The following is a 25,889-nucleotide window of genomic DNA, read 5'->3' as shown; positions in this document are numbered from 1 at the left end:
AATATTTCAAAATTTCACAACACTTCATCCGGGGTATCCGTAATTAGCTGAGCATAAACTTTTCTGTTAATGTTTAAAAGGAATTGTTTACCTTTTGTAACATTATCCCGCATCGTCCAAAAGGATTTTCGGGAGATAGCTAAAGGTAAGATAGTCAGGTTGCTTGAGGTGGTTTCAGCAAGAAAACCAAGCGTTTTTGTCTATATAGTGGTTAATCGGGGAAAGTAGTGTAGTCAAGCATAAATAGGATCCATGAAATTAAATTTTCGTAAGGCCGGTTCAGGAGACCTGGAATTTCTCCTGAACCTTGAGAGGGAATCATTTCCTGAATTCCAACAAACCTCCGCTTCAAACCTCAAAAAAGGACTGAAAAGTTCTTTTCAGGAGCTGATTATTGCTGAGAATGCAGCGGACAATCAGCCTGTGGCTTCGGCTGTGCTGTTTAAGTACAAGCACATGCTTCGCTTGTATTCTATCAGTGTAGCACTTCAATACAGAAAGGAAGGTATAGGCAATGCAATTATGGAATACATCAAGGCTTTTGCGCTTTCTAATAACTTTAGGAGCATTACCCTGGAAGTGAGGGAAAGCCAAAGCAAGCTCACCGACTGGTATTTGTCCAAGGGGTTTGAAGTGATCAAAACATTGAAGAACTATTATCAGAACGGTGAAGATGCCTTGAAGATGGGCATGAAAATTAGGACAGAAGCAATAGATAAGGGAAACAAAAACCTGATCGTAATCGATCAACCTTACGTCTGGCAAAATACGGGACTAAAAGCCACCATAGTATCTGTAAAAGAGTATATCAATAATCCTTTGTATCAAAACAATGCCAATTTCAGGATTTTTAATCTCTGTAGTTCTTACAAATACCAAAGTTATGGTTACTATGTCTCTCTTTTGGCTTCCGCTCGGGGACAAAGGGTGATACCAAGTACTTCTACCATCAAAGATGTGCAAATTGCCAATGTGGTGCAGGCACTTTCCTATGAGTTGAATGAACAAGTAAACCAAATCCTCAGCAAAGAAAAAGGCACTAACCTGTCTCTTGATTTGTATTTTGGACAAACGCCGCTGAAGGCTTATAAGGTGTTGGCTGCCAGGTTATATCAGGTTTTTGAAGTGCCCTTATTTACCATTAACTTTATTAAGGTAGATAAATGGATCATAAAAAATATTAAGGTGCTGACCTTCAAAAATCTGGATGAGGCACAAAAGGAAACCTTGTTTTATGCTGGAGAGCGGCACTTCAACAAAAAACGTTACAATTTCCCCAGGCTTAATAATTACAGGTATGACCTGGCCATACTGATCAATCCCTTTGAAGCCAATCCGCCTTCAAATAAGGAAGCCCTTGAGAAATTCCGTAAGCTTGCCAATAAAAAAGGGGTGTACGTTACTTTTATCGGCAAAGAAGATATCAATAAAATCAACGAATTTGATGCTTTGTTTATCCGGGAAACCACCAATGTCAACCATTATACCTATGAACTCTCCCGCCTTGCTTTTGCTGAAGGTCTGGTGGTGATAGATGATCCCTGGTCTATACTGCGCTGCTCCAATAAGATTTACCAGCATGAATTGTTTAAGAAAAATAAAATCCGCACGCCTAAATCTTTCACTTTAACCAAGAACATGTTTGAAGACAAACTGCTGGACAATATCAGGTACCCGGCAGTACTCAAACAACCCGATAGTGCATTCTCTCTCGGGGTGATAAAAGTAAACAATAAGGAGGAGGCAAAGCGTGAACTAGGCCTGCTCTTCAAGAAAACCGATATGGTAATTTGCCAAGAGTTTTTGTATTCGGCCTATGATTGGCGAATAGGGATATTGGACAATAAACCGATCTATGCTTGCAAATATTACATGACACAGGATCATTGGCAGATTTACAATTGGAACAGTGATGCGGAAGATAAATCCGGCAACCATGAGACAATAGCCATAGATCAGGTGCCGGAGGAAATAGTAAGTCTGGCAGTGAAAGCTTCTTCCCTGATAGGGGACGGACTCTATGGCGTGGACCTCAAATTTGTGGAGGATAAAGTATATGTAATTGAAGTCAATGACAACCCTAATATTGACTATGGTGTGGAAGATCAGGTGCTGGGAGATAAACTATACCAGCTGATCATCGATTCCCTGATCAACCGCATAGAGATTATGAAAAATATCAGACACATCAACCTGATCAATAACAAACAGATCAATACCGGTAATCAGAATAAGTAATGGATAAGCCAAACCTTTAAGGTTTTATATGTAGCAACCATTTATTCATCACCTTAAATCTACAAACCTTACAGGTTTAGTTAAAATCAACCTGAGGATAAAACTAGGCGAGTGAAACCTGTAAGGTTATATATCTAGCAACTTTTCATTTATTACCTAAAATCCGCAAACCTTACAGGTTTTGTTGAAAACCAACCTGACGTTAAACCTAGGTAAGCCAAACCTGTAAGGTTTTATATCAAGTAACTTTTTATTGATTGGCTTAAATCCCCAAACCTTACAGGTTTTGTTGAAAACCAACCTGACGTTAAAACTAGGCAAGCCAAACCTGTAAGGTTATATATCTAGCAACTTTTCATTGATTGGCTTAAATCCGCAAACCTTACAGGTTTTGTTGAAAACCAACCTGACGTTAAACCTAGGTAAGCCAAACCTGTAAGGTTTTATCTCTAGTAACCTTTCATTGATTGGCTTAAATCCGCAAACCTTACAGGTTTTACTGAAAATAAACCTGACCTTAAAATTTGGCGGGTGAAACCTGTAAGGTTTTATATCTATAAAAACCAATCGATTAAAGAAATAGGCTGGTATTTTCAGGTGTTAACCTTCGGCTTCACCGGATGTTCTGGATTTTTGAAAGCGCTGTTTGAGGTCTTCATAGATGATTTTGGCATCGGCCACATTCAGTTTGGAGGCGTATTTTACGGAATTATAATAACTCAGCGCGCCCAAATAGGCTTCAGGCCCTGCCACCATCACTGTGTCATTGAACCCGAATTATGCAATAGGGTTCGTGATGAGTGTTGTAATCCCGAAAAAATCAGGCTTTTTGGAGATTTTAGCATAGCATCGCTATGGTAAAATTGAAAACAGCAACGAAGTGGCTGATTTTGAAGTGATTTCTTCACGTAATAGAAGGCTTATTGTATATTCCAGGTTTAATTTCCGTTAGATCCTCTTCCGGAATGTCGATCGAAACTGAGTTCATTGTGCTCATGATATATAAGTTTTTAAATTATACATAAATGACTACAATGAAAATACTTTTTAGTTTTATAAAATGCAAATTTTGCAGTGTAAAAACAAATAAATACTTAATTGTTGAACAAAATTGCCTGTTTGGGTCGATAAGGTAGTCTGGGCGAGAAAAACCTGATATAGAAAAATTTTATATATATAATTATAAATAATATAGTTTAAAATTCTATAATAATTAAAAATACCAAATTAAATTTCATTTATTTGCTTCAAATCCTTTCGTTTTCAAGAAATTTAAATTAATTTTGGTGTGGTAATAAAATTAAACACAGGGAGTGATTTATTTGTCAATTAATAATTATATAAAAATGAATTTTGGTACTTGTAAACTTTGTCATAATGAAACCAGACTTAGCATTGAACATGTTCCACCTAGAAGTTGTGGAAATAAGGTAAGGTATAATAATGCTTCAATTTTAGACTTTATGACTTCGGAGGACCCTTTATCATACCCTTTTAAAGGTAAGGTTTTTCAGGGGGGTATTGGATATAACTCTTATTGTAATAATTGTAATACCTTTTTAGGTAATGAATATGTGAGATATTACAAGGAATGGTTTAATGTTGGACTTGATTTAATTCAAGATAGTAATAACAAAGGATTTGACTTTACCGCTTTACGACAAAATCCTTTAAGATTGTTAAAGCAAGTGTTAGGAATGTTTGTAGCTATAAATCCAATTTCATCATTAGTCAACAATCCTGAACTAATAAACTTTCTTAATAACCCAGAAAGTAAAAAATGCCCAAAAGAAATAAGAGTATTTTGTTATCTAAATAACGGGCCACGTTTGAGATATTTGGAATTGAATCAAAAAGGAAATTTTAAGTCAGGAAAAATAGTCTTAGGTTCTGAGATTACATTTCCCCCATTTGGATATGTACTTGTCCTTAATAATGACGATTTTTCTAATGATTTATTGACTGAAATTACTGGGTTTAGCCATTTTGGAGCTAATAATGATTATCATTTAAGTCTTAAAATGAATAAGTTAGATACATGTCTGCCTATAATACTTGATTATAGAAGTCGAGATGAAATTGAAAAAAAAATAGCTAAAATTAATTAGATGCACATAGCATAAGAGTATATAATTTTATGCTGTATAGTTTAAAATCTAATATTTAAAAATTTATTAAAATCATTATAAAATATTTGCTATGAAAGACGAATTATTAAACCAAATAGATGAAATAGTTGCGGAATTAATTAAAAAAAACAGTATAGTAACGCACGATGGTCGTAGCGGTTTGTATGACTCGGCCATTTCCTTTTTAAATTCCCACGGTCTAATAAAAAATGAAAGAAATGCATATCGATATATTATAAATTCACCGGAAATATATAATATTAATGAAATAGGAATTAGAGAGTATTTAAATGAGAATAATCGTATTAAAAATCTTGAAATTACAATAAAAGAATTAACAGCGATTAATGTTGATTTACAAAATAAACAATTGAAACGAGATGTTTTGTTTTCCACTATTTCTTTTGTAGTGGGTGCAGTTATTACTAATATAAAAGATATTTTAATCCTACTTGAACCTATTCTTTCATTTCGAATATTATAATAATTGTAAAAATCCCTTGACCAACCGGGATATTTAATAATATTATAGATTATTTTCGCATTCTGTTAAAAAAAAATTATTTATTGTTTTTCTACAATAGGTTTATTTTTCTTATTTAAAAAAAAAATCTTAAATACTCTATAACCCCAATCATAGAATTGAAATAGTAGAATCTTTTGTCTGGTCATCATCATTATTCTACCATTAATAATTTCTGCTCCCAATTTCAATCCCCCCCCAAAAAAAGAAAACAATAACCCCCCAAATTCCCCTCCCCCCAACTAGTCATAAACACCTCTTTTTGAGTAGTAAAAAGAAAAAGTCATGCAAATCAAGATATTTTCTAGCCTCTTTCTGGCATCGCTGTTAATCATAAGTTCCTGTGGTCAAAAAAGTACTTCTGCTGAAGTGCAAGAAACCGAGACCAAAACCCCGGCCAATTGGGCCGAAAGACTGGGCTATCCGGAAGGAAAAAAAGTCATTATGCTGCATGCAGATGACATTGGCATGAGTCCTGAAGCCAATACTGCAGCCAAAGAAATGCTGTTGGCCGGCGATATCCAATCAGCCGCAGCCATGCCTCCTTGTCCTAATTTTGAAGAGATCATTGACTGGGCCATAGAACATCCCGAAATAGACCTTGGCTTGCATCTTGCCTTGACCAGTGAATGGAAAACCTGGCGTTGGTCTTCTGTTGCTCCGGCGGAAGAAGTACCCGGCCTTATTGACGAGGAAGGGATGTTATGGCGCTCTGTGGAAGATGTGGTTGCCCATGCTTCTGCGGAGGAAGTGGCCACAGAAGTTAGGGCGCAGATCGAAAAATCCCTTGCCCTGGGCTACCGTCCTGATCATATCGATACGCATATGGGTACCTTATATGGCGACCCCAAATATGCCATCGTTTACCTTAAAATGGCCATGGAATACGGTATTCCTGCCAATGCCATTGACCTTTCAAACCCTGAGGTGGTGGAGATTTTTAGACAGGGAGGTTACCCCATCACCGATGAAGTGGTAGATTTTATGGCTACTTACACCTTGCCCAAATTGGATTTCTTTACCAGTGCACCAAAGGCAGATACCTATGAAGAGAAAAAGGAAGCTTTTAAAGAATTGATCCGCTCACTGAAACCCGGATTGACAGAAATCATTTTCCACCCTTCTGCAGATACGGAACAGTTGAAAACCATCACCGGTTCTTGGCAACAAAGGATTTGGGAAGCGGAAATGTTTGCTGATCCGGACTTGAAACAATTCTTCGAAGATGAAGGTATCATCTTCACCGATTGGAAAGAAATCATGAAGCGTTTTAATTCCTAAGTCAATTTGCCCTTCACAAGGTACCAATCCCTACCATTTTCAATTCGAGTCTCAAAACATGTACAACTATATTAAAATCAATGGCCTAGGTCTTGCCTTGGCTGTTATGGCCATGGGCTGTGGAAGAACCACTGAAGCAGACCATGTTCCTGAAAAGCAGGCGACAAGCCATACTGATACTGCCTTTGTACAGGAATATCATGAGGGATTTGTGGTTCATAAAGAGATTGCCGCCGCCAATGATGTTCGTGCCATTCATTTGGTTGCTGAAGAAGAGGTATGGATTGCTACCGGGCATGGTGTTTACAAAAAGTCCAAAATAGCAAGGGATTGGGAACAAATGCTTCCTGAAGAAAATATAGGACCTGCCTATGACTTGGATTCAGACGCTTCAGGAAAGGTTTGGCTGGCCTCATGGGATGGGGTTTATGCTATGGAGAACAATGCACTGGTTAAAGTTCCCGGACCAAAACCTCCTATCGCCAAGGTGCTTAGTACCGACGAAGGTGTCTATGCCTTTGGTCCTTATGGAATTTGGTTGTACAGCAATAATCAATGGGAGTCCAAGAATTTCACCAATGCCAGAAGTATTCGTGCAGTACTTTCGGACAAGAATGGTGGGCTTTGGTTGGGGACCGATATAGGATTGTACCATTGCAAAGAAGAGCAAACAATAGCCTATCAAAAAAATGATGACCTGATCAGTGCCTATGTCAAGGGGCTGGATTTTGATGAGCAAGGTAATCTATGGGTTGCAGGACTCGGGGGTGTCACCATAAGAAATGGGGACAGGGTAATCGATAAAAAAGAGCCAGCCGATGGCATTACCAATATCCATGTGAATTTTGTGAAAAAAGCCCCTGACGGTAAAATGTGGGCAGGAACTGATTATGGGATTACCCGCTTTCAGCCGGGAGAAAGTGACTATTCTGTCCGTTTAAGCCAACGTTGGCTAAGGGCTGATGAGGTTAGAGACATTGATTTTGATGCCAAAGGAAATGCCTGGGTGGCAACTGCGGATGGGGTCAGTGTGATTCGGAGAAAGAAAATGAACCTGGCCGAAAAGGCGGATTATTTCTATGATCAGTTGATTACAAGACATGTTAGAGAACCCGGGATAGTGGCAAGGTTTAAACTGGAAGTGCCCGGAGATACCAGTAGTATAGTTGCTGATGATGACGACAATGACGGGGAATATACGGCCATGTACCTGGCCATGGAGTCTTTCCGCTATGCAGTCACCAAGTCTGAAGAGGCAAAAAAACGGGCAAAGAAAGCCTTTGACTTTTTGCACCTTTTGAGAGAGGTTACCGGCAGGGACGGCTTTTTTGCCCGGACAGTTGTTCCTATAAATTGGGACAGGCCAATGCACGACATGAACAGGACTTATACGGAGAGAGAATTGGCAGAAGCCATCATCGATAATCCAAGGGCTAAGCCTGTGGAAGTTCGTTGGCATCCTTCAGCGGATGGCAAATGGTTGTGGAAGGGAGATACCAGTAGTGATGAATTTGCCGGACATTTTTTTGGCTATTACTGGTATTATTTTCTTGTGGCTGATGAGGCCGAAAAGAAAAGAATAGCAGCCCATGTGGAGCAAATCATGGATCATCTTTTGAGAAATGACTTCTATTTGGTTGGTGTAGATGGCAAGCCTACCAAATGGGGTGTTTGGTCACCAAAAAGCTTGAACGATGACCCTGAATGGTTACCGGAGAAACCCTTGAATTCACTGGAGATACTGTCCTTTCTTAAGTTTGCCCATGCCATTACCGGCAAAGCAGCCTATCAAGAGGCTTATATAAAGTTAATCAAAGTGCATGGGTATTTGGAAAATGCCAAGCAATTGTATACGACCAATCCGGCGTTTGAAACCTATTTTGATATATACATGGCCCTGTACATTTATCCACCACTAATTAACTTGGAAGAAGATCCTGAACTAAAGGCCGAATACCGCAAGCATTTGGACCAATGGTTTGCTAAATTTAAAGCTACCCAAAGTCCATTGCTTAATTTTACCTACAACCTTTTGACAGGGGAGACTGAGGAGCTGGGGGCTTCAGTATTTTTCCTTCAGGATGCCCCCTTGAGTTTGGTGGATTGGGCTATTGACAATGGCCGTAGAGAAGACCTGCATCTGGTAAGATCGCCGATTTTGGAAGAGGTTCAGGTAAATGAATTGAGGCCGCCCAGCGAATACCGCACCATGCGTTGGGATAGAAATCCCTATTTGGCAGTTTCAGGTGATCCTTCCCAAGAGAAAGAACCGGTTTACTGGCTTTTGCCCTATTGGATGGGAAGGTATCAACAATTGATTAAGTAGTGAGAAGGTGCAGGCGGTGCATTTATTAAACCTTTCCGCCAAATGGCTTAGAATTCCTTTAAATGTTTAAAGAAGGTCTGTTTTCTATTATGAAAGAGCGGTAAATTAAAGGATGACAGAAGAAGCCTGGAGGGTTTTTACAAAATTAACCCTGTAGTGTTAACCCACCAAAACCGGAATAAAACACCAATCGATTTTGTCAGGCTTGCCTATTACTAAATCCACATAGTAACGTTTAATCCAATTAAAAACCCCAGCAGAGGTGGCATGATTATAGCCGGTGGCCTCAGCCACCGGATTATTGAATAAAACATTTAGTGATTTTGGCGGTATTGTTACCATTTTTTCGTAACAATGATGACAAAATCCCAACGTCAATTAATTACCGAACGTGGATTAAATTTTGAGAATTGTTTAAGCCCTGACGGGGCGTAATATATCAGCCAAGGGTGTCAGCCCTCGGAAAGGAATGATTATACCCATCTTGATTTTGGCGGCATTGTTGCTTTTTTTTGCAACAATGCTGACAAAATCACAACGCCTATTTCTTATAAAAAACGCACATTAAATTCTAAAACATCACCAAGCCCTGACGGGGCGGAATAAATCAGCCAAGGGTGTCAGCCCTTGGTATAAAATGATCATCTCATCTTGATTTTGGCGGTATTGTTGCTTTTTTTCTGCAACAATGCTGACAAAATCTTCTAACTTTTAGTCGTGTTTATTCGGCATCGGATTAATTTTATACTTGTATTTTACAATGCTTGGTGTCTGAAATAAATTACCTGTTTTAAGACACAATTACTTTTATGTGCCAAATGTTAATAAATTATTAGTTAGTTTTAGCGTGTAAAATGCACTAGGAACGAATTTCTATGCTCTACACAATTTTATTCTAAAAGGAGTTTCGGTAAATGTGCAGGTCAGATGAAAGTAGACTGCTGAAATTACAAAGCAAAATAGGCAGTTTCAAAAATAATAAAAACACATGAAAAGTAGAGTATTGAGTTATTTACCAATGGTTCTCTCGTTAATAGGTACCCTATCCATCTCTTCTTGTAGTCTATTCGAAAAAGATGCTTGCGCCGAGCTTACATGTCAAAACGGAGGTATATGCAATGAAGGCATTTGTGACTGTCCTGTCGGTTATCTCGGGTCAAGTTGTGATTCATTTGATCCGACTCAAGTCCAAACATTATTGGATAAAGGTCAAACGCCAAAGAAATTGTTTGATGGGGGGATTCTCTTAGATAGTCTATACGGCAAGACTTATAAAGAGGGATTAATCTTCTACCTAAACACCACTGATGGAACGGGAATGGTAGCAGCTAAGACAGATCAGAGTGAGGCTTCAGAATGGGGATGTCACCGAATAGATTTTGAAGGGTTAAATAACGTTCAGGACGAACCTATGGATAGTGATGCAGAAACAATAGATGGAGCAAGAGTAGGTGATGGGATGGCTAACACAATGCAAATTAAATGCGATAATATGGAAGGTACCGCCACAGATGTATGTCGAGCCCTTGGCACCGAGTGGTTTTTACCATCACGGGCTGAGTTATATTTGATGTACACTAATCTTCATGTAAATGGATATGGTGGTTTTGCTGCTGATTATTACTGGAGTTCTACTGAGCAAAATGGCTATACTGCCTGGGCCCATGGCTTCGAAAATGGACATCAGGCAATTGGTAGCAAGTCCATCAAAACTTATATTCGTGCTGCTCGGGCTTTTTAACCCATTTCAATACAACCGTTTATTTCAGAAAGGATCGATTTTAATTTTACTATCATAAATTAACCTTTAAGGCTTTCTAAAAAATGGGCACAAGGTGCCAAATCACAAACGGATATTAATCACAACGGAACTGGTCTTTACCGAAATCACGTATTAATCCTTACGCCAACAGAAAACCCCTTCAAGGGTGATATTTTTGTAGCCAGTGGCATCAGCGACTGGATTGGCGAAATTAACGTCATAGATTATGGCGGTATTGTTGCTTTTTTCTGCAACAATGCTGACAAAATCACAACGTCTATTTCTTATAAAAAACGTACATTAAGTTCTAAAACATATCACCAAGCCCTAAAGGGGCGCAATAAATAAGCCAAGGGTGTCAGCCCTTGGTGAGGAAGATTATACACATCTTGATTTTGGCGGTATTGTTGCTTTTTTTTCTGCAACAATGCTGACAAAATCTTCTTAATGCAGGCTATATACCTGATCAGGATAGGGCACGAATCGTCCGGTAGCAATTATTGTTGGCATTTGTGCTCCGGTCTCTTTCAATAACTTTGTCATCAATTCAGCCATTTCTTTGGTTTTAATCTTATTAGTATTGCTTAGCTCTGTGGATTCACCGATATCATCCTTTAAATTGAACAATTCAAATTTTTGATCCACATGGTAGTAGATCAGTTTCCAGTTTCCCTTTCTGACGGCACTATAAGGTGGGCTAAAATAGGTGTTTGGGAAGTGCCATAGTAGTGGTCTGTCTGCGGATTTAGAAGGCTCCCCTTTTAAAATAGGAACAAAGCTTTGACCATCTATGCTTTTATTTACCAGGCTATTCAATCCTGCCATTTCTAAAAAGGTTGGGAAGATATCCTCAATAATAATACAATCCTCTGAAACTGTTCCCGGAAGGGTTACAGTTGGCCACTTGACCAACAGGGGTACCCTGATACCTCCTTCATATGGACCTAATTTATGTCCTCTCAAGGGTAGGTTCTGAGGTACCTGCGGATGGGGTCCGTTGTCTGACATAAAAACGACAATTGTATTGTCATTCACACCGAGTTTTTCCAGATGATCCATAATGTCTCCCAAGGAATTGTCCATGCCTTCAATCATTGATGCATAAGTGGCCTCCAATTCATTTAGGCCTTGATCTATGTAATTTTGGTAAAAGCGTTCATCCTTTTCCCTAGGCGGGTGATTGGCATAATGTGATAGGTACAGGTAAAAAGGTTTGTCGTCTTCAACCGCCTTTGATACAGCTTTTAGCCCTTCTCTGGTCAGTGCTTCAGTTAGGTAAATGGCTTCACCATGGTAAGCTTCCAAGCCGGGCAAATCCAATAAAGTGTTGCCAGAACCTTTCCAGGTGGAGCTAAAATTATGGATACCTAGATAGCTCCCAGGGCCACCTGCTGCATTTCCACCAATGTTAAGGTCAAAACCCAAGTTTAATGGATTCTCTCCCGGAGTACCTAAGGCCCCAAAATGTGCTTTCCCTACATGAATGGTCCTATATTCATTTTGACTCAATAGCAGAGGTAAATTTTCTGGATGAAAGAAGGTGTGAGGAATATTTGGGATTGGGCTCAGGCCGTTTAGATTCCAATCGGGAGACTTTACCACTTCGTCATCATTATCAGGGGATTCATCTTTTATTAAGGTCCAGTTGGTAACCTTATGTCTGGCAGCATTTACCCCCGTCATTAAACTTACTCTGGAGGGAGTACAGACAGCACTGGCATAAGCTTGTGTGAATTTCATTCCCTCTCGGGCTAATCTCTCCATATTCGGAGTATGATACCTTTCGTTAAGTGCAGTCACCTCTTTATAAAATGGCACCGAAGTATCTAGCCAGCCCATGTCTCCTACAAAAAAGAAGACGATATTCGGTTGTTTATTCTTTTTAGGAATATCCGATCCACGTACTTTACTGAATGACATACCAACCAGAAGGCCTAAAAGAAAAATTTTTACTGATTGTTTTATCATTGTTCAATAGCTATTTGGGTTGGAATAAAAATTATTGAGTGAGTTTTACTTTGCCTTTACTGTGTCGAAAGGGGGTAATCAAAATGAATACCCAACCCCTTTTGATTAACCATTGTCCTTTTAAACAAAATATTTTGAACTGTCCTCAGTTAAAGTTTTAATGAATTCAAAAGACACCTCCTTCCAATATATAAAAGATAACCATCCCAAAATAATGTTTATAAAAACATTCTAATATTGAATATTTTCTTTTACAGGAATGGTAACTATAAACGATTCATTTTCCAACTTACAGGCCAGGCCTAATACCTTTACGACTCCTTTTTCTTGATATACAAAAGGCCTTTCCATCCTGTCGGGCTTGATGTCTTCCCCTTTCTGGGTTGGGATGGCTTTGGTCATGATTTCATATTCTTCAGCCTTATCCCAGTGGATTCCATCTTCAGAGCTTACCAAACCAATAAAAGTGTGGGAATGAAATATCCCATAGTATTTCTCGCTGGTTTGGTCATACCATAAGGACATGTCTTCAGTGTCCATATAATCGATTACTGGCTTTGGTTGAATGATGAAAGGTCCTGTGGGGCTATCACCTATAGCCATGGCTTGATTGCGCACAAAATTTTCATCATTGGGTTTATCCCCTTTAACAATGAGGTAATACTTTCCATCCTTCCCCCGGTCAATTGCAGGGTTGACCGTTAGGGTGCTGATAGGACCCGATGGTTCTATCAATGGCTTATCAGATCGTTCCCATGGGCCATCAAGGCTTTCAGCCACGGCAACACCGGTTCTTTGGTTTGGGCGTAGAATTTTCCAGTTGGGATGACTATAGCCTGTTGTACTGGTTTCTTGGAGTTCTTTGTCGGAATAGCTTTCATTTTCTCCCATATTCGTAGAGATATAATACAAATAATACTTTCCATTAAAGTTTTTTATTTTTGGGTTATGAGCTGTTATAGCATCCCAATGCCCTTTTCCTCGCCCTTTTAGGACTGTTGCCTGATATTTCCACGGGCCACTTGGCTTGGTAGAAACTGCATGGGCTATTTCTGAGTAAAGCAACCATCCGGTGAATTGGCTGGATTTTGGCCATCTGGAATAAAACAGGTGATACATGCCATCTTCCCCTTTCAGAATGGAGCCTCCCCAATTGAAGTAATCCTCAGAAAGAAAAATATTGTCCTCTGAAATGGCTTGGAGCTGGCCTTTGATTTTTTGAGAAGTTTGCGCCTTTGTGGCTTGTAAGTGCAGTAAAAAGAGTATAAAAAGAGTTAGGAAGTATTTGCTAAAGCGCATTTTTGTGTTTTTAAATATTTATTTTGAAGTTATTTTAGCTAATTTTCATTTAAGCTTTAAGTTCCTATCATAGATTTTAAAAGTTTAAGCCGATAAGGAAGTCAAGATGAATAAATAAGGAGGTAAGACGTCTCAATAAGCAAGACTTACATCAAAAGTTTTCAATTTTCAATTTTATAAATCTCTACTTTTCCCGCTTATACCTTGCCGGTTGCAAGGTAAATTATTTGTACTTCTTCTGCTACAGGAAATTCAATCAAATTTATTCCTAACAATTAATTATTTTTTTTTCATCACCCCTGATTGAACTGAATTTTCTTAAGCTTTAGCATCACCTTTCAATTCTTTATTGAAGCCACCTAATAACCTTTACGAAACCCGAAACCCCGGTAGGGGTGAAATTTTAGGAGCCAGAGGTATCAGCCACTTGTTCAGAATTGTAACGTCAATCGATTTTGGCGGTATTGTTGCCATTTTTTTTGCAACAATGCTGACAAAATCTTCAAGACAAGAGCAAAGGGGATAATAACAATCCATCACTACCTGAACCCAATATGGGAACATTTGTTATATTTGTATTGTTTATGAGGGTAATTGCAGTAAATACAATACGAGAATATTGGGTGAAGTACCCAAATACTGAGCAAGCACTTAAATCTTGGTTACAAGAAATAGAACAATCCAATTGGGAAACACCTCAAGATTTAAAGGTAAAATACAGAAATGCATCAATAATAACTGGAAAGAGAACTGTCTTCAATATTAATGGCAATAAATATAGATTGATTGTAGACATAGAATATCGCTTGAAAATTGTATTTATTGTATGGTTTGGTACGCATGCTGAATATGATTTAATAAATTCAAAAACTGTAACATATGTTAAAGCCAATAAAGACTAGTAAAGATCATGACAATTACCTTGCTCGTGCATATGAGCTGATGCAATTGGACTTAAAACCTAATTCTAAAGAATCCGATGAATTGGAAGTTCTAAGTATTCTTATAGAAGCATATGAAAAAACAAAGTATCCGATTGAATCTCCAAATCCAATCGAAGCCATATTGTTTAGAATAGATCAATTAGGAATGTCGAAAAGTGAACTTAGTAAATTACTTGGTTCAAGAAGTAGAGCGAGTGAAATATTAAAGGGAAAGCGGAAATTGAGTATTACAATGATCCGAAAGCTCAATCAAGAGCTTGGGATTTCAGCCCAAACACTAATTCAAGACTATGAAATGGTTGATGGTTGAGTAGCTAGTGGGCCCAGCCACTGGTTTAGTGATCTAACGTGAATCGATTTTGGTGGTATTGTTGCCTTTTTTCGCAAAAATACCGACAAAATCTCCCTGATTATCTTTTATGTTAACCCTATTTTTAAACCCTTGCGTATTCATCCAAGCGGTTTGATTAGAATTTAGAATAATGTGTTGTAAGTAATAACTTTGTAATTACGCACAGGTTTTGAATTATGGAAATATCAGTGGTGAAAATTGGGAATTCTAAGGGGATCAGACTTAGTAAAACGCTTATAGAGCGCTATAATATTAAAGGTAGGATTGATTTAATTCTTGAGAAAGATCAAATTGTTCTAAGGCCATTAGCTACTCCCAGAAAAGGTTGGGAAAAAGCATTTAAAGAAATGAATGAAAATGGAGACGACAAACTTTTGATTGATGATGTCTTTGAAGACGACCACCTAGACGAATGGAAATAGACCAATATCAGATCATCTTGGTGAATCAAGATCCAACCATTGGGAGTGAAATAAAAAAGACCAGACCTTGTGTTATCATCTATCCCAACGAGATGAATAAATACCTCAGGACCCTTGTTATTGCGCCTATGACAACGAGTTCCAAAAACTATCCCACCAGAATTGAGGTAAAACATGACAACAAAATTGGTTGGATTGTTCTTGACCAAATTAGAACAGTTGATAAAGGACGTATTATAAGACCTTTGGGCCGGTTATCAAAACCAGAAATAAAAGAATTGAAAGCCATTATCAAAGAGACTTTCGTAGACTAATAGCAAACCAAGCCTACCAAAGTTAAAAATGGATAGAACTTCATTTAAGCTTAAAAGTATTTACTTCGTCGCAGTTGGATGCTATATCTGACCTTTGCTATATGCGAGTTTCCCGTTGACTAATAGGGTATTGCCAATGCTAACACAAGTAAGATTTTCTTAGATGATTTGTTATAGGCCATTGCAAATGGCCTTTTAACATGACTTTTCTAAAGTTCATAGCTATTGATATAAAGGTGTAATTGCAAATTACACCTAGATGAAGATCAAAATCCCAACGTCCATTCCTTATCAAAATCATACACCAAGTTTTAGGATTACACCAAGCCCTGACGGGGCGCAATACCACAGCCAAGGGTGTCAGCCCTTGGTGAAGAAGATTATACACATCTTGATTTTGGCGGCATTGTTGCCATTTTTTTTCCGCAACAATGCTGACAAAATCCTAACGTTTATTTCTACCAAAAACGCACATCAAATTTTTTGACATTACCAAGCCCTGACGGGGCGCAATATGGCAGCCAAGGGTGTCAGCCCTTGGTGAGGAAGATTATACACATCTTGATTTTGGCGGTATTATTGCCATTTTTTTTCCGCAACAATGCTGACAAAATCTCCACCGAAGATGACTACCACGGCTATATACCTCCTGGTTTTAAATGAAAATCCACTCCTTGATGGAAATGTTTGCCCTATAATTGTAAATTGGCTTACCAAAGAAAAAGGACAATGAATCATATGAAAATTAGTAGTGCTATTGGATTATTATTGGTTTTTCTCATATATGTTACCCCCATGGCCTATGCAACAGCAAATCAGGTTAAGGAAAATGGGCGCACAATCTATGTGGCTCCAAATGGAGACGATAAGAGTGAAGGAACGATAGACCAACCATTGGCCAGCCTTATAGGGGCTCGTGATTGGATCAGAAAACACAAAAAGAACAATGGGGCTACTGGCCCGGTTACCATCCTGATAAGAGGTGGAGAATACGAGATGTTGGCACCTCTGGAATTGAATCCAGGGGATGGTGGTTCCGAAGAAGCTCCAGTGGTGTACAAAGCCTATCCAAATGAAAAACCAGTGTTCAGTGGTGGGAAAAAACTATCAGGATTTAAGGTAAATGAACTGGGCATTTGGGAACTTGAACTCCATGAAAGCCGGTATTACAAATGGCGATTTGACCAATTGTATGTCAATGGGAAAAGGGCAACTCTGGCGCGTACACCCAATGAAGGCTTTATGCACATAGGCGCAGTGAAGCAAAATGATTGGATAAAAGGTACAGGAAGGGCAGTAGAAAAAGCCCAGCATGTGTTCTCTTTCGACGAAGAGAATTTTTCCCATTTAAAAGGGATTGCCGATGAGGATTTGGAAAATGTTCGACTCAGGGCTTATCACAAGTGGAATTTCACCATGCGGTATCTTGATAAATTGGATAAGGACAGTGCACAGGTATATACTTCGGGTGGAGGAATGCCACCTTGGAACCCAATCAAAGAAGGAGGGCGGATTGTATTCGAAAATTTTGCAGCAGCATTGGATGAAGCAGGAGAGTGGTATTTAAATTCGAAAGGAATCTTGTATTATATTCCTCTTCCAGGAGAGCATCCAGAAAATGCGGAAGTAATTGCTCCGGTGCTGGATAATCTGGTGTTGGTCAAAGGGGATGCTGCCAATGGTAAACCGGTTGAACATGTTCGTTTTGAAGGCCTTTCTTTTATGCATTGCCATTATGCGGTTCCTCCTTCCGGTGCTGAACCCAGTCAGGCAGCAACAATGATCAATGCCGCGGTAATGCTCGAAGGGGCCAACCATGTTGATTTTGTGGATTGTGAAATTTCTAAAACTGGCCAGCATGCGCTTTGGTATGGCAAAGGCTGTCATAATTCTACGATCGAACGAAGCTATTTACATGATCTTGGAGGAGGGGGAATTTACCTTGGAGAGACGAGAGCCCATGAAGGTGTCAACCATACCTCCCACATCAAACTGCACAATAATATTATACAGACCGGAGGTTTGGAGTATCCTACAGCTGTGGGGGTCTGGGTAGGCCATAGTTCTGACAATGAAATCAGCCACAATGATATAGGGGATTTTTATTATACAGGAATTTCTGTTGGATGGGTTTGGGGATATGCCGAAAGCAATGCCAAAAGGAATACCATCGTTTACAATCATATTCACCACATAGGCTGGACCCTTCTCAGCGATATGGCAGCGGTTTATACCCTGGGCAAATCAGAAGGAACAGTGATCAGTAACAATATTGTGCATCATGTACACGCCTATTCTTATGGTGGCTGGGGTTTGTATACAGATGAAGGCTCCACTGGTATAGTGATGGAAAATAACCTGGTATACAGTACCAAAACAGGTGGCTTTCATCAGCATTATGGGGAAAACAATACCATCCGGAATAATATCTTTGCCTATGCCAAAATGTACCAGGCCCAGTGCACAAGGGTGGAAGAACACAGGTCTTTTGATTTCATGAACAATATTATTGTCTTCGATAAAGGTGCGGTGTTGCAAGGTGCCTGGGAAAAGATTGACATTGCCATGGATAACAATATGTATTGGAATACGGGAGGAGAGAAATATGATTTTAATGGAAAAAGCTTTGCAGAATGGCAGAAGTTCGGGCATGATCAACACAGTAGGATCATGAACCCCCGTTTCAAAGATCCTGAAAACTTCAACTTTGAATTCAGTAGCAAGAAAACGATTAGGCGCATTGGCTTCAAACCATTTGACCTTGATGCAAGTGGGGTGTATGGAGAGGAGGCATGGAAAGAAAAAGCCAAGCTGCCCGAAAGCATATTGGCAGCCTTTGACAGGGAGGTAAAGGTGAATATGGAAAAGGAGTAGGGAATGATTTGATCCCATCAGGAAAGATGACGTTTATTTAGTCAAGCAGCATCCTCCATTAGATAGCCACAGAAAAAGCAGATAATGAAGATTGACGAGTTCCGTTACTGACTTTAGATTGAGGCAGCCCGTTTCAATTCCATCAATTCAGCAATAAAATTTCTTTTGCCGCAACTCCCCCTTGACAAGTGGGCAGGGGGAATTTATACGGGAAAGTAATTCTATTTCAACTTGATATTTTAGAATGTTTGCGTTTGAAATCCCTCCCGACTTTGGTCGGGACAAGCTCTTTCTTTCCTTTTTTGAAGGGGGGATTTTGTTAATTCTAATATTGATGAATCGCATTACTAATAAAAAAACAAAAGCCCTGACTACTTTTTAAAGTAATCAGGGCTTCTTTTGTGGAGCTGGAGGGAGTCGAACCCGCGTCCAGATAGTGAAACACCGTACCATCTAAATGTTCATTCATCGTTTGGATTTGCGACTGTTGTTTGCTTATAAACTGGACAACAGCTTAGCCGCTGATCTTAAACTTGTTTTGTAGCCTTGCGGGGAGCAGCACTATCAAGTCGACACCCAAAGTCTTCGAATCCGGTTGAAAAGATTAAGTTCAGAAACTTTAGGGAATTGATTTGATTTTTTCAATCGATATTATCGTGATCACAGGTACGGACATTAGAAAAATAGGCACATCATTTGGAGCTGGTTGAAGGATGTCTTCCTTGTTATCCTGGATCTGAAATTTGATGTTTACAGGTATGGGTTCCTGAGATACCACCCTAAATTCTTCTGGTAAGTTTTCAGGAAAATAAAGGTCGCCGTCGAATTCGATGAGAAACTGATACCCTCCCCTTGAAGCTACAGAGATGGCCACCTCGGCGGTACCCTCTCTATTTGGGCCAACGTTGTTTTCGCAGGAGAAAATCAGCAAGAGAAAAAATAGTAAGGGTTTAACTTTATAAATCTTCATACTTTTAAGACGAATGGTACCGAGAAAATGCTACAGTTTTCTCAATTTATTTAATCCCCTGCAGAGACGGTGATGAAGATAACTGGCCATGCCGATTACAAAAGTTTTCAACGGTATGTTAAAGTTACTGAAGAAAGAAAAAGAAACGAGATGCAGAAAGCTTGGGGAGCTCCTGAATGAATCAATTAAACAGGTGAATTGAAAAAGTTCGAACCAACACCCTTGTAACTTTTAAAAGATCCAAAAATACCTGCCAATGTTTGTTCTTAAAAGGTATGAAAAAATGGAACCATAACTTTTAAAAAAGAAACTAATGTGCAAAAAGAGTGCTATTATGTGATATTTAAACCATGGTAAAATACTCCCTATCCTAAACAATCTCTTCTAATGCTGATTTCCATATTATAAATCCTTTTTTGTTATCTGAATAATCGTGCATAATTCTAGTAAATTTTTCAGGATTATTTTCCAAAAATGCCTGTCTTCCTTTTTTTCTAATAGTGCTTAATTGGCTGTCAATTTGTTTTACTTCTTCAATTAATGACGATTTATTTTTAGGGGCATGCCAAATGTAAGTTGCCTCTTCTGTGTCCAAGGTTTCCAAAACAATAAAATAACTTTGGTCTCCTGCAAGCAAAAATACAAATGAAAATGGATTGAGGACAAAACGAATTTTCATTATTGAACTCTCGTGTCTTTCTGCTAAATATTGAATGTGTTGAGAATGTTTGTATTGCTTATTTTTAAGAATTTCAGTCAATACCTCTTCTGCGTTTGAATAAATTTTATCCTGCTCTTGTAATTCATCAGAAGTCAAAATGTTTTGATTTTTGGTACTGAATTGTTTGAGCAAGCTTTTATTCAAAAATTGAAATTTCACTCCCTCAACCACTTCTTTATTGATGCGGTCAATATCAGTTGATAGTGCTAATTGAGAAACCAATTTTCCGTTTTCAAACTCGGCTAACAATTCTACGGTAATATTTTTTGACTTCAATCTTTTGATGAAATAGGGTTTAAGTACCTCAAATTCTGGTCTAATTTCAATGTTTTCAACCTGAAATTGAAGTTCGGTATTCATCTCAACAACTGCATATTTGAAGGCTAGACTTCCATAATGAAACTCCAATTCCTCAATTGGAACTTTAATTTTCTTTTCTATAGTTAAAACGTGTTTTGAAGTTGTGATTTCGTCCTTTGGTTCATCAAACAAGGTTGCCTGCTTGTCAATTTTTCGATAATAAGTATTTCGCTTTAAGAAAAGTTTATTGAGATAATCAATCTTATAATCTCGATAATCATAAATGGTCGGATTTATTTCCGAGCGTTGCACCCTGCCGATATATTGGATTAGTTTTCCTTCAAAAGAAAACGGATAGACCAAAAACAAACAGCTAATATTTTGTAAATCTGTTCCTTCGCCAAAATATTGTCCTGTTGTAATTAAAACCTGAAAGTTCCCTTCTTGTAATGTTTTCCATTTGGCTTTCTTAGACGTTTCTGAATCTTCTCCGCTCAGCGTAATAGCTTCATACGATTGTTTTAAAAATAAATACAGCGTATCAATATGCTCTTTTCGTTCGGTGATGATAACCGCTTTCTTACCCTGATTCAGTTCTGTTTTTACATCTTCCCATATCAGTTTGTTTCGAGCAGTATCGTGAACTAAAATTTTTGACAATGTTTCAAAACTATCTGTCTTAGAATTATATGGAACATTTAATGCAGTGTTGCGGATGATGATTTTCGCCTGTTTATAATTTTCAATTTCAGTGGGTTGAATATTGGCAATAATTTCTCCCAAATGGGTGAAAATCATTTTCCCATCATTGTACTTTCTGAAAGGGGTAGCAGTCAATCCATACAGATAATATGCTTGTAGTTTTTCAATTGTTTTCCTGAAAGTTTCGGCAGGAACGTGGTGGCATTCGTCCACTATGATAGTTCCAAATTGATTTTCAACAGATTCTATTTGTTTTGGCAAACTTTGAATTGTTGCCACGGTAATTTGTTTGCCTATTTTAGATTTTCCTTGACCGATAACGCCAATATCTCTTTTGGGAATGCCCAAAAATGCTTCAATCCGTTCTGTCCATTGATCCAACAACTGTTTTCGGTGAACAATGATGAGTGCAGGTTGTCCTTTATCCCCAATTATTTTTAATCCAATTACTGTTTTTCCTGAACCTGGTGGTGCAACTATCACTCCGTAGTCCTTTTTAGAAACCGCTTCTATTACTCCAAGTTGATGATTTCGCAAGGCAACATTAAACACAAAAGGAATAGTTGGTTTTAGCTTTCTTTCATCAACAAACCCAAATCCGATTTGTGATTTCTTGCAAAAGCGCAGTAGTCTTCCGATAAATCCCCGAGGAATGAAGATTTCACTTTCTGATTCCTCAATCAGTTTAAAATAACGGACTGTTTCAAAGGTGTTTCTTCCTGATTTTTTTTTGATGAAAAATTCAGAGTTTGCAAAATTTAATTCTTCTTTCAGAAAATGAGTAAGCGTTGGCGTTAATCCATTTCTGCTGATTCGTATCGTATTGTTTAAAGAAATGCTAAGTTTTCCATTTATTGGCTGCGATTTTATTTTCGGAACATCAGGTGATAATGTTTTGCATTGCTCGTCTAAAAAATCTGTGGAAACCCTTTGAATATTTTTCAGGAAATCCCATTGGTCTGTAAATTGTTCAAATGTTTCTGGATCAATAAAGCAGTTATTTCCTTTTTCAAAAGTTGGCTTAAAAAGCGGCAATGCAATCAAGTTTCCAAAGCCTTTGCCTGAAAGAAAATCCTGATTGGGAAACAATCTGTCAAAACTGGAACTTTTGTCGAACATTGAAAATGCACCCGATTGTTCCAAAATTGATATGAATATTTTGCGACTTCTTATGGCTGGATATGGTTTGTCAAAAAATATCCAAACGTGTCCACCGTTACCCGAACGTGAATGCTCCAAGTAGGCAGGGATTTCTTTTTCTTTACAAGCATTAAGAAAAGTAACAGCTTCATCTTGCCAATTGGTTTTATCAAAATCGGCTGCTAAAAACCAAATGGTATTGTCCTGTAATAATGGGTAAATTCCAATATGATGAAAACCGTCCAAATGCTTTTGGATTTGTTCATCTGTAAATTTCAGATAAGACTTTTCGGTAAAATTCTGAAATGTTCCTCCATTCATTTTATGCACCCTTAAACGATATGGGTCATAAAAATAGGCTGGCATATAGCCCGATTTGTTTCCTTTCTCCCAACGAACGGAAAATAGGTCTTCACGCCCTTTGAAGAGGGAGCGTAAAAGGTTGATATTTTCGTGATTGGAAACCATTTTATTGATAATACCTATCCCCAATCTTCAAATTCCCGTTGTTCCATTGGTGTTTTTCTGATTTCAGCAATATTGGATAGGGTTATGTTTAAAGTTTTTCTGAACGCATTTTCATTTACTTTTTGCCCAAAGAAAATACCATCAATAATATCTTCAAAATCATTCATTTGAAGCCAATCTTTTATTAAGGCTTCCGCTTGATTCAAATAGTCGTCATCATCTTTACAACTGGACGCCAAGACACCAAATTGCAAAGTCAAATCGTGATTGAATTTTTCGGCTTCTGAAATGATTCCTTTATAAGTCGGTATTGATAAATCGTCTGTATCCATAGTTGATTATTTTATGTCCCAAAATGTCCCACGTTTTTATAACGTGTCCTAAAAAGGTATAAATTGTCTCACGTTTTCAGAACGTGTCCCAAAATGTCCCACGTTATTTTTTGCCATTTTTCAGTAAATTATACAGTTTTTCATTTACGTAAATAACCTCTTTTCCCTTTGAAAGTGACTTCAAAACGTCTATTTCTTTTAAATTATTCAAATGTCTGGAAGCTGCTTTATGCCTTTGAGCAATCCGCCCCTTACCTAAAAAAATAAAAGCCTTGACTACTTTTTAAAGTAATCAGGGCTTCTTTTGTGGAGCTGGCGGGAGTCGAACCCGCGTCCAGATAGGGAAACACCGTACCGTCTACATGCTTAGTCAACTATTGAATTGTCGACCGAAAACCGCTGGTTGACACACCTACTTTCGGCTTATCTGCTTAATTTCGCACCTGATTAGCAGCATCACAAGCACTAGTCCTTCCTTATCGACACCCCAGTATCAACCCCGAAAAGACACAGGGTTGCGGGATGTGGCCGGGGAGCATCTATCGAAGCTCAACCCTTTAAGCATTATCTAGTCCCCGAAGGGTAAGATTAGGCAGCCATGGCGTAATTAGATTCGCCAATTATGGTTTGTATGAATCGTTCAAGGCAGTACATACTCCAGCCTGCATGCGAGCCCAATCTTTACTCCTACTGTCAAAACCGGTCAGCCCCATGTGAATTAAGTTGACAAAGCTAACACAAATTTGGTTCCAAAACCTAAATATTTTTAGTGGAAAATATAGACCTGTCCATAATAGGCCTTCTTAGGTTTTTACTTTGGTTATTGAAAATTGTAGGTAGTTCTAAAACAAAATAGACTTCCAATTTTAAAAGTTTATTTCAAAAAAAAGGCCATGGAGTCGTAACCATGGCCCTTAAACTAAATAAGATTAAAAAATTACTTTCTCAAATATTGCTTAAAACGGATAAAAAACTGTTAATTTTTTTATTTCAGCTTTAATTTTGATCTCATAAGCAATTACGAAGAAATAACTTTTATTGGATTTACTCAGGGGAAATATTTTAACTTCCCTTTTAATGTTTTAACTATTGTATCAAGAACTGACCATTTATTAATTTACTCTCTCAGCCACGAGTGTAAGGAACTGTAATGGCTGTTAAAGGTATCTAATTCAATAAATGTGCCAAGGGTGGCTTCTTACCTTCCATTGTTTTACTCTTTTCTGACAAAAATATACCATTGCTTTATTACAAGATCTTTATAATGATTGCAGAATTTAAGGACTAAATCTTTCAAAAAAGAGTTAAATTGCTTCATGGTTGGCTGTTATAAATCCCTAGTCCAACCAGAGTCACTTGACTAAGTGATAGTATTCTAATTTTTACCTTTAAAGTCAATGGTGCATGTTCGATGCAGATTCCAGAAGTGGAGCGCGTATTCTCTATAGGAAACTCAAATTAAACTGGATTTTCAGTACTTCTTCTTTTATTGGGAATTTTCTGATTGCTTTATTGGTGACCTATTTTTTTAGTAAAATAGGTTATGACCCTCCTGTTAATTTTGTGTTTTTTATCAGCATATTGGCTATTGGTTTATGGATATCTGAAGCCTTGCCCCCTTTTGCTGTAGGGATTTTTATCATTGCTACCCTCTTGCTGGGTTTTAGTACGGATTTCTTTTTTGATAAAACCATGCCGCCGGAGCTCTATGTGAGTACTTGGACCAGTAATGTAATCTGGCTACTACTGGGCGGCTTTTTCCTGGCCAAAGCCATGAGCTTGGTTGAGTTGGATCAACAGTTGTTTCAATTTACAGTCAAAAAATTTGGGCACAAACCTGAGGGCTTGTTGCTGGGAATGATGATGACGACCGCTGTTGCAAGCATGGTCATGTCCAATACTGCTACCACGGCCATGATGATTTCTTCCATTATTCCGTTGGTACGTTTAATCGGAAAAGACTCTCCCTATGGTAAATCTTTGCTGATAGCCATCCCTGCTGCCGCATCTGTAGGAGGAATAGGTACCATCATTGGTAGCACTCCCAATGCGATTGCCGTAGGAGCCCTTCAGGAGAAGGGGATAAGCATTACCTTTATAGACTGGATGGTGGTTGGCTTTCCCACAGGCTTGCTGTTGGTTTGGTTGTTTTGGAAATTTCTTTGCAAAACCCGGGATTTCTCTGATGTAAAGTTGGACTTGTCTCTTTTACCAAAGGGAAAGGGGAATGTGGGCCGTTTTGAAAAAAATGCTGTCATTTTTACCTTGTTCATTACCGTGATGATGTGGTTGACTGAATCCTTGCATGGGATCCCTGTGGCTGCTACTTCTGCCATACCTATAGTGTTGCTTACCATGACGCAAGTGATCCACTCCGAGCATGTGCGAAGTCTTCCCTGGGACACGCTTATGTTGGTGGCAGGAGGCTTGGCTTTAGGTATAGCCCTTGTGGAGGTGGGCTTAGCGGAAATTGTAATGGGGAAAATCAATGCCTTGCCATTGCCTAAAGTATTTATTGCGATTATCTTCTGCCTTATAGCCGTACTACTTTCCAATGTAATGAGCAATACGGCAGCAGCTTCCATATTGGTCCCCCTCAGTCTTGCCCTACCGGGGATTTATGGAATTGCAGGACCAGTGATGGTTGCGATCAGTTGCTCATGTTCCTTATTGCTTCCTGTTTCTACTCCTGCCAATGCCATTGCTTTTGCAACAGGCATGGTGCAACAAAAAGATTTTCGGACCGGGGGCATTTTCTTTATCGTGTTGGGACCGATATTGGCTTTTTTGGCCGTTATGGTCTGGGTACTTGTATTACTTTAAT

The 25,889-nt window shown here is 38.5% G+C and carries 20 protein-coding genes and 1 other RNA gene; 12 read left to right on the top strand and 9 right to left on the bottom strand.

What is annotated here, in order from left to right:
* Positions 1 to 252 precede the first annotated feature (252 nt).
* Positions 253 to 2,238 (top strand): GNAT family N-acetyltransferase, encoded by a 1,986-nt coding sequence (locus CA2015_RS02560; protein ID WP_048640473.1) that lies wholly within the window; start codon positions 253 to 255, stop codon positions 2,236 to 2,238.
* Positions 2,239 to 2,838: 600 nt separating this feature from the next.
* Here the strand turns inward: CA2015_RS02560 and CA2015_RS24745 are convergent.
* Complete coding sequence (locus CA2015_RS24745; RefSeq protein ID WP_157470261.1) at positions 2,839 to 2,994, bottom strand: hypothetical protein; 156 nt, start codon at positions 2,992 to 2,994, stop codon at positions 2,839 to 2,841.
* Positions 2,995 to 3,584: 590 nt separating this feature from the next.
* Here CA2015_RS24745 and CA2015_RS02555 point away from each other — a divergent pair.
* The 4 genes from CA2015_RS02555 (at position 3,585) to CA2015_RS02535 (ending at position 8,497) form a co-directional block, all read left to right on the top strand.
* The gene (locus tag CA2015_RS02555) at positions 3,585 to 4,346 is read left to right on the top strand and encodes a hypothetical protein (RefSeq protein ID WP_048640472.1); all 762 of its coding nucleotides are present in this window, start codon (positions 3,585 to 3,587) and stop codon (positions 4,344 to 4,346) included.
* Between the two features lie 91 nt (positions 4,347 to 4,437).
* Positions 4,438 to 4,851, top strand: coding sequence for a hypothetical protein (locus CA2015_RS02550; RefSeq protein WP_048640471.1), 414 nt, complete (start codon positions 4,438 to 4,440; stop codon positions 4,849 to 4,851).
* Between the two features lie 324 nt (positions 4,852 to 5,175).
* Entirely contained in the window at positions 5,176 to 6,171 is a 996-nt protein-coding gene (locus CA2015_RS02540; protein WP_048640469.1) for a polysaccharide deacetylase family protein, read from the top strand.
* A 58-nt stretch (positions 6,172 to 6,229) separates the two neighbouring features.
* Positions 6,230 to 8,497: a ligand-binding sensor domain-containing protein gene (locus CA2015_RS02535; RefSeq protein WP_053086634.1), complete on the top strand. Its 2,268-nt coding sequence runs from the start codon at positions 6,230 to 6,232 to the stop codon at positions 8,495 to 8,497.
* 159 nt (positions 8,498 to 8,656) lie between these two features.
* Here CA2015_RS02535 and CA2015_RS02530 read toward each other — a convergent pair whose 3' ends face one another.
* Positions 8,657 to 8,839 carry a hypothetical protein gene (locus CA2015_RS02530; protein WP_048640468.1) on the bottom strand — a complete coding sequence of 61 codons (183 nt, stop codon included), beginning with the start codon at positions 8,837 to 8,839 and terminating at the stop codon, positions 8,657 to 8,659.
* Between the two features lie 646 nt (positions 8,840 to 9,485).
* Here CA2015_RS02530 and CA2015_RS02525 point away from each other — a divergent pair.
* Positions 9,486 to 10,238, top strand: coding sequence for a DUF1566 domain-containing protein (locus CA2015_RS02525; RefSeq protein ID WP_157470258.1), 753 nt, complete (start codon positions 9,486 to 9,488; stop codon positions 10,236 to 10,238).
* Between the two features lie 465 nt (positions 10,239 to 10,703).
* Here the strand turns inward: CA2015_RS02525 and CA2015_RS02520 are convergent, their stop codons facing one another.
* Both CA2015_RS02520 and CA2015_RS02515 read right to left on the bottom strand, forming a co-directional pair.
* A complete protein-coding gene (locus CA2015_RS02520) occupies positions 10,704 to 12,227 on the bottom strand; it encodes a sulfatase (RefSeq protein WP_053086633.1) in 1,524 nt (507 codons plus the stop codon).
* Positions 12,228 to 12,458: 231 nt separating this feature from the next.
* On the bottom strand, positions 12,459 to 13,526 hold the full coding sequence (locus CA2015_RS02515) for a glycoside hydrolase family protein (RefSeq protein ID WP_048640466.1): 1,068 nt from the start codon (positions 13,524 to 13,526) through the stop codon (positions 12,459 to 12,461).
* Positions 13,527 to 14,080: 554 nt separating this feature from the next.
* On the opposite strand from CA2015_RS02515, the gene CA2015_RS02510 reads away from it, so the two are divergent.
* The 5 genes from CA2015_RS02510 (at position 14,081) to CA2015_RS02485 (ending at position 18,432) form a co-directional block, all read left to right on the top strand.
* Positions 14,081 to 14,428: a type II toxin-antitoxin system HigB family toxin gene (locus CA2015_RS02510; RefSeq protein WP_240477919.1), complete on the top strand. Its 348-nt coding sequence runs from the start codon at positions 14,081 to 14,083 to the stop codon at positions 14,426 to 14,428.
* The gene (locus CA2015_RS02505) at positions 14,406 to 14,780 is read left to right on the top strand and encodes a helix-turn-helix domain-containing protein (RefSeq protein ID WP_048640464.1); all 375 of its coding nucleotides are present in this window, start codon (positions 14,406 to 14,408) and stop codon (positions 14,778 to 14,780) included. Before CA2015_RS02510 ends, CA2015_RS02505 begins: the two co-directional genes overlap by 23 nt.
* A 218-nt stretch (positions 14,781 to 14,998) precedes the next feature.
* On the top strand, positions 14,999 to 15,244 hold the full coding sequence (locus tag CA2015_RS02500; protein ID WP_048640463.1) for an AbrB/MazE/SpoVT family DNA-binding domain-containing protein: 246 nt from the start codon (positions 14,999 to 15,001) through the stop codon (positions 15,242 to 15,244).
* A complete protein-coding gene (locus tag CA2015_RS02495) occupies positions 15,235 to 15,558 on the top strand; it encodes a type II toxin-antitoxin system PemK/MazF family toxin (RefSeq protein ID WP_048640462.1) in 324 nt (107 codons plus the stop codon). The genes CA2015_RS02500 and CA2015_RS02495 overlap by 10 nt, the downstream gene beginning before the upstream one ends.
* Positions 15,559 to 16,296: 738 nt before the next feature.
* Entirely contained in the window at positions 16,297 to 18,432 is a 2,136-nt protein-coding gene (locus CA2015_RS02485; RefSeq protein WP_240477918.1) for a right-handed parallel beta-helix repeat-containing protein, read from the top strand.
* Positions 18,433 to 19,051: 619 nt separating this feature from the next.
* On the opposite strand, the gene CA2015_RS02480 is transcribed toward CA2015_RS02485, so the two are convergent.
* The 5 genes from CA2015_RS02480 to ssrA all read right to left on the bottom strand — a co-directional run bounded on the left by CA2015_RS02480 (position 19,052) and on the right by ssrA (position 23,776).
* Positions 19,052 to 19,402 carry a hypothetical protein gene (locus CA2015_RS02480; protein ID WP_048640459.1) on the bottom strand — a complete coding sequence of 117 codons (351 nt, stop codon included), beginning with the start codon at positions 19,400 to 19,402 and terminating at the stop codon, positions 19,052 to 19,054.
* 370 nt (positions 19,403 to 19,772) lie between these two features.
* On the bottom strand, positions 19,773 to 22,733 hold the full coding sequence (locus CA2015_RS02475; RefSeq protein ID WP_205749796.1) for a TOTE conflict system archaeo-eukaryotic primase domain-containing protein: 2,961 nt from the start codon (positions 22,731 to 22,733) through the stop codon (positions 19,773 to 19,775).
* Between the two features lie 14 nt (positions 22,734 to 22,747).
* Complete coding sequence (locus CA2015_RS02470; protein ID WP_048640458.1) at positions 22,748 to 23,065, bottom strand: hypothetical protein; 318 nt, start codon at positions 23,063 to 23,065, stop codon at positions 22,748 to 22,750.
* Positions 23,066 to 23,168: 103 nt separating this feature from the next.
* Positions 23,169 to 23,309, bottom strand: a complete 141-nt coding sequence (locus tag CA2015_RS25390; RefSeq protein WP_394332063.1) for a hypothetical protein — start codon at positions 23,307 to 23,309, stop codon at positions 23,169 to 23,171.
* Positions 23,310 to 23,369: 60 nt separating this feature from the next.
* Positions 23,370 to 23,776: a transfer-messenger RNA gene (gene ssrA / locus CA2015_RS24510) on the bottom strand.
* Between the two features lie 693 nt (positions 23,777 to 24,469).
* On the opposite strand from ssrA, the gene CA2015_RS02465 reads away from it, so the two are divergent.
* On the top strand, positions 24,470 to 25,888 hold the full coding sequence (locus tag CA2015_RS02465) for an SLC13 family permease (protein ID WP_048640457.1): 1,419 nt from the start codon (positions 24,470 to 24,472) through the stop codon (positions 25,886 to 25,888).
* Position 25,889 lies beyond the last annotated feature (1 nt).

This window comes from Cyclobacterium amurskyense, assembly GCF_001050135.1.
Classification (GTDB): domain Bacteria; phylum Bacteroidota; class Bacteroidia; order Cytophagales; family Cyclobacteriaceae; genus Cyclobacterium; species Cyclobacterium amurskyense.
The sequence above is the reverse complement of the archived record's forward strand: the minus strand, read 5'-3'. Positions and strand labels throughout refer to the sequence as shown.

Bases quoted from the DNA above. Each gene is read 5' to 3' on its own strand.
- CA2015_RS02560 (WP_048640473.1), top strand. From the start codon at position 253: ATGAAATTAAATTTTCGTAAGGCCGGTTCAGGAGACCTGGAATTTCTC.
- CA2015_RS24745 (WP_157470261.1), bottom strand. From the start codon at position 2,994: ATGGTGGCAGGGCCTGAAGCCTATTTGGGCGCGCTGAGTTATTATAAT.
- CA2015_RS02555 (WP_048640472.1), top strand. From the start codon at position 3,585: ATGAATTTTGGTACTTGTAAACTTTGTCATAATGAAACCAGACTTAGC.
- CA2015_RS02550 (WP_048640471.1), top strand. From the start codon at position 4,438: ATGAAAGACGAATTATTAAACCAAATAGATGAAATAGTTGCGGAATTA.
- CA2015_RS02540 (WP_048640469.1), top strand. From the start codon at position 5,176: ATGCAAATCAAGATATTTTCTAGCCTCTTTCTGGCATCGCTGTTAATC.
- CA2015_RS02535 (WP_053086634.1), top strand. From the start codon at position 6,230: ATGTACAACTATATTAAAATCAATGGCCTAGGTCTTGCCTTGGCTGTT.
- CA2015_RS02530 (WP_048640468.1), bottom strand. From the start codon at position 8,839: ATGGTAACAATACCGCCAAAATCACTAAATGTTTTATTCAATAATCCG.
- CA2015_RS02525 (WP_157470258.1), top strand. From the start codon at position 9,486: ATGAAAAGTAGAGTATTGAGTTATTTACCAATGGTTCTCTCGTTAATA.
- CA2015_RS02520 (WP_053086633.1), bottom strand. From the start codon at position 12,227: ATGATAAAACAATCAGTAAAAATTTTTCTTTTAGGCCTTCTGGTTGGT.
- CA2015_RS02515 (WP_048640466.1), bottom strand. From the start codon at position 13,526: ATGCGCTTTAGCAAATACTTCCTAACTCTTTTTATACTCTTTTTACTG.
- CA2015_RS02510 (WP_240477919.1), top strand. From the start codon at position 14,081: ATGGGAACATTTGTTATATTTGTATTGTTTATGAGGGTAATTGCAGTA.
- CA2015_RS02505 (WP_048640464.1), top strand. From the start codon at position 14,406: ATGTTAAAGCCAATAAAGACTAGTAAAGATCATGACAATTACCTTGCT.
- CA2015_RS02500 (WP_048640463.1), top strand. From the start codon at position 14,999: ATGGAAATATCAGTGGTGAAAATTGGGAATTCTAAGGGGATCAGACTT.
- CA2015_RS02495 (WP_048640462.1), top strand. From the start codon at position 15,235: ATGGAAATAGACCAATATCAGATCATCTTGGTGAATCAAGATCCAACC.
- CA2015_RS02485 (WP_240477918.1), top strand. From the start codon at position 16,297: ATGAAAATTAGTAGTGCTATTGGATTATTATTGGTTTTTCTCATATAT.
- CA2015_RS02480 (WP_048640459.1), bottom strand. From the start codon at position 19,402: ATGAAGATTTATAAAGTTAAACCCTTACTATTTTTTCTCTTGCTGATT.
- CA2015_RS02475 (WP_205749796.1), bottom strand. From the start codon at position 22,733: ATGGTTTCCAATCACGAAAATATCAACCTTTTACGCTCCCTCTTCAAA.
- CA2015_RS02470 (WP_048640458.1), bottom strand. From the start codon at position 23,065: ATGGATACAGACGATTTATCAATACCGACTTATAAAGGAATCATTTCA.
- CA2015_RS02465 (WP_048640457.1), top strand. From the start codon at position 24,470: ATGTTCGATGCAGATTCCAGAAGTGGAGCGCGTATTCTCTATAGGAAA.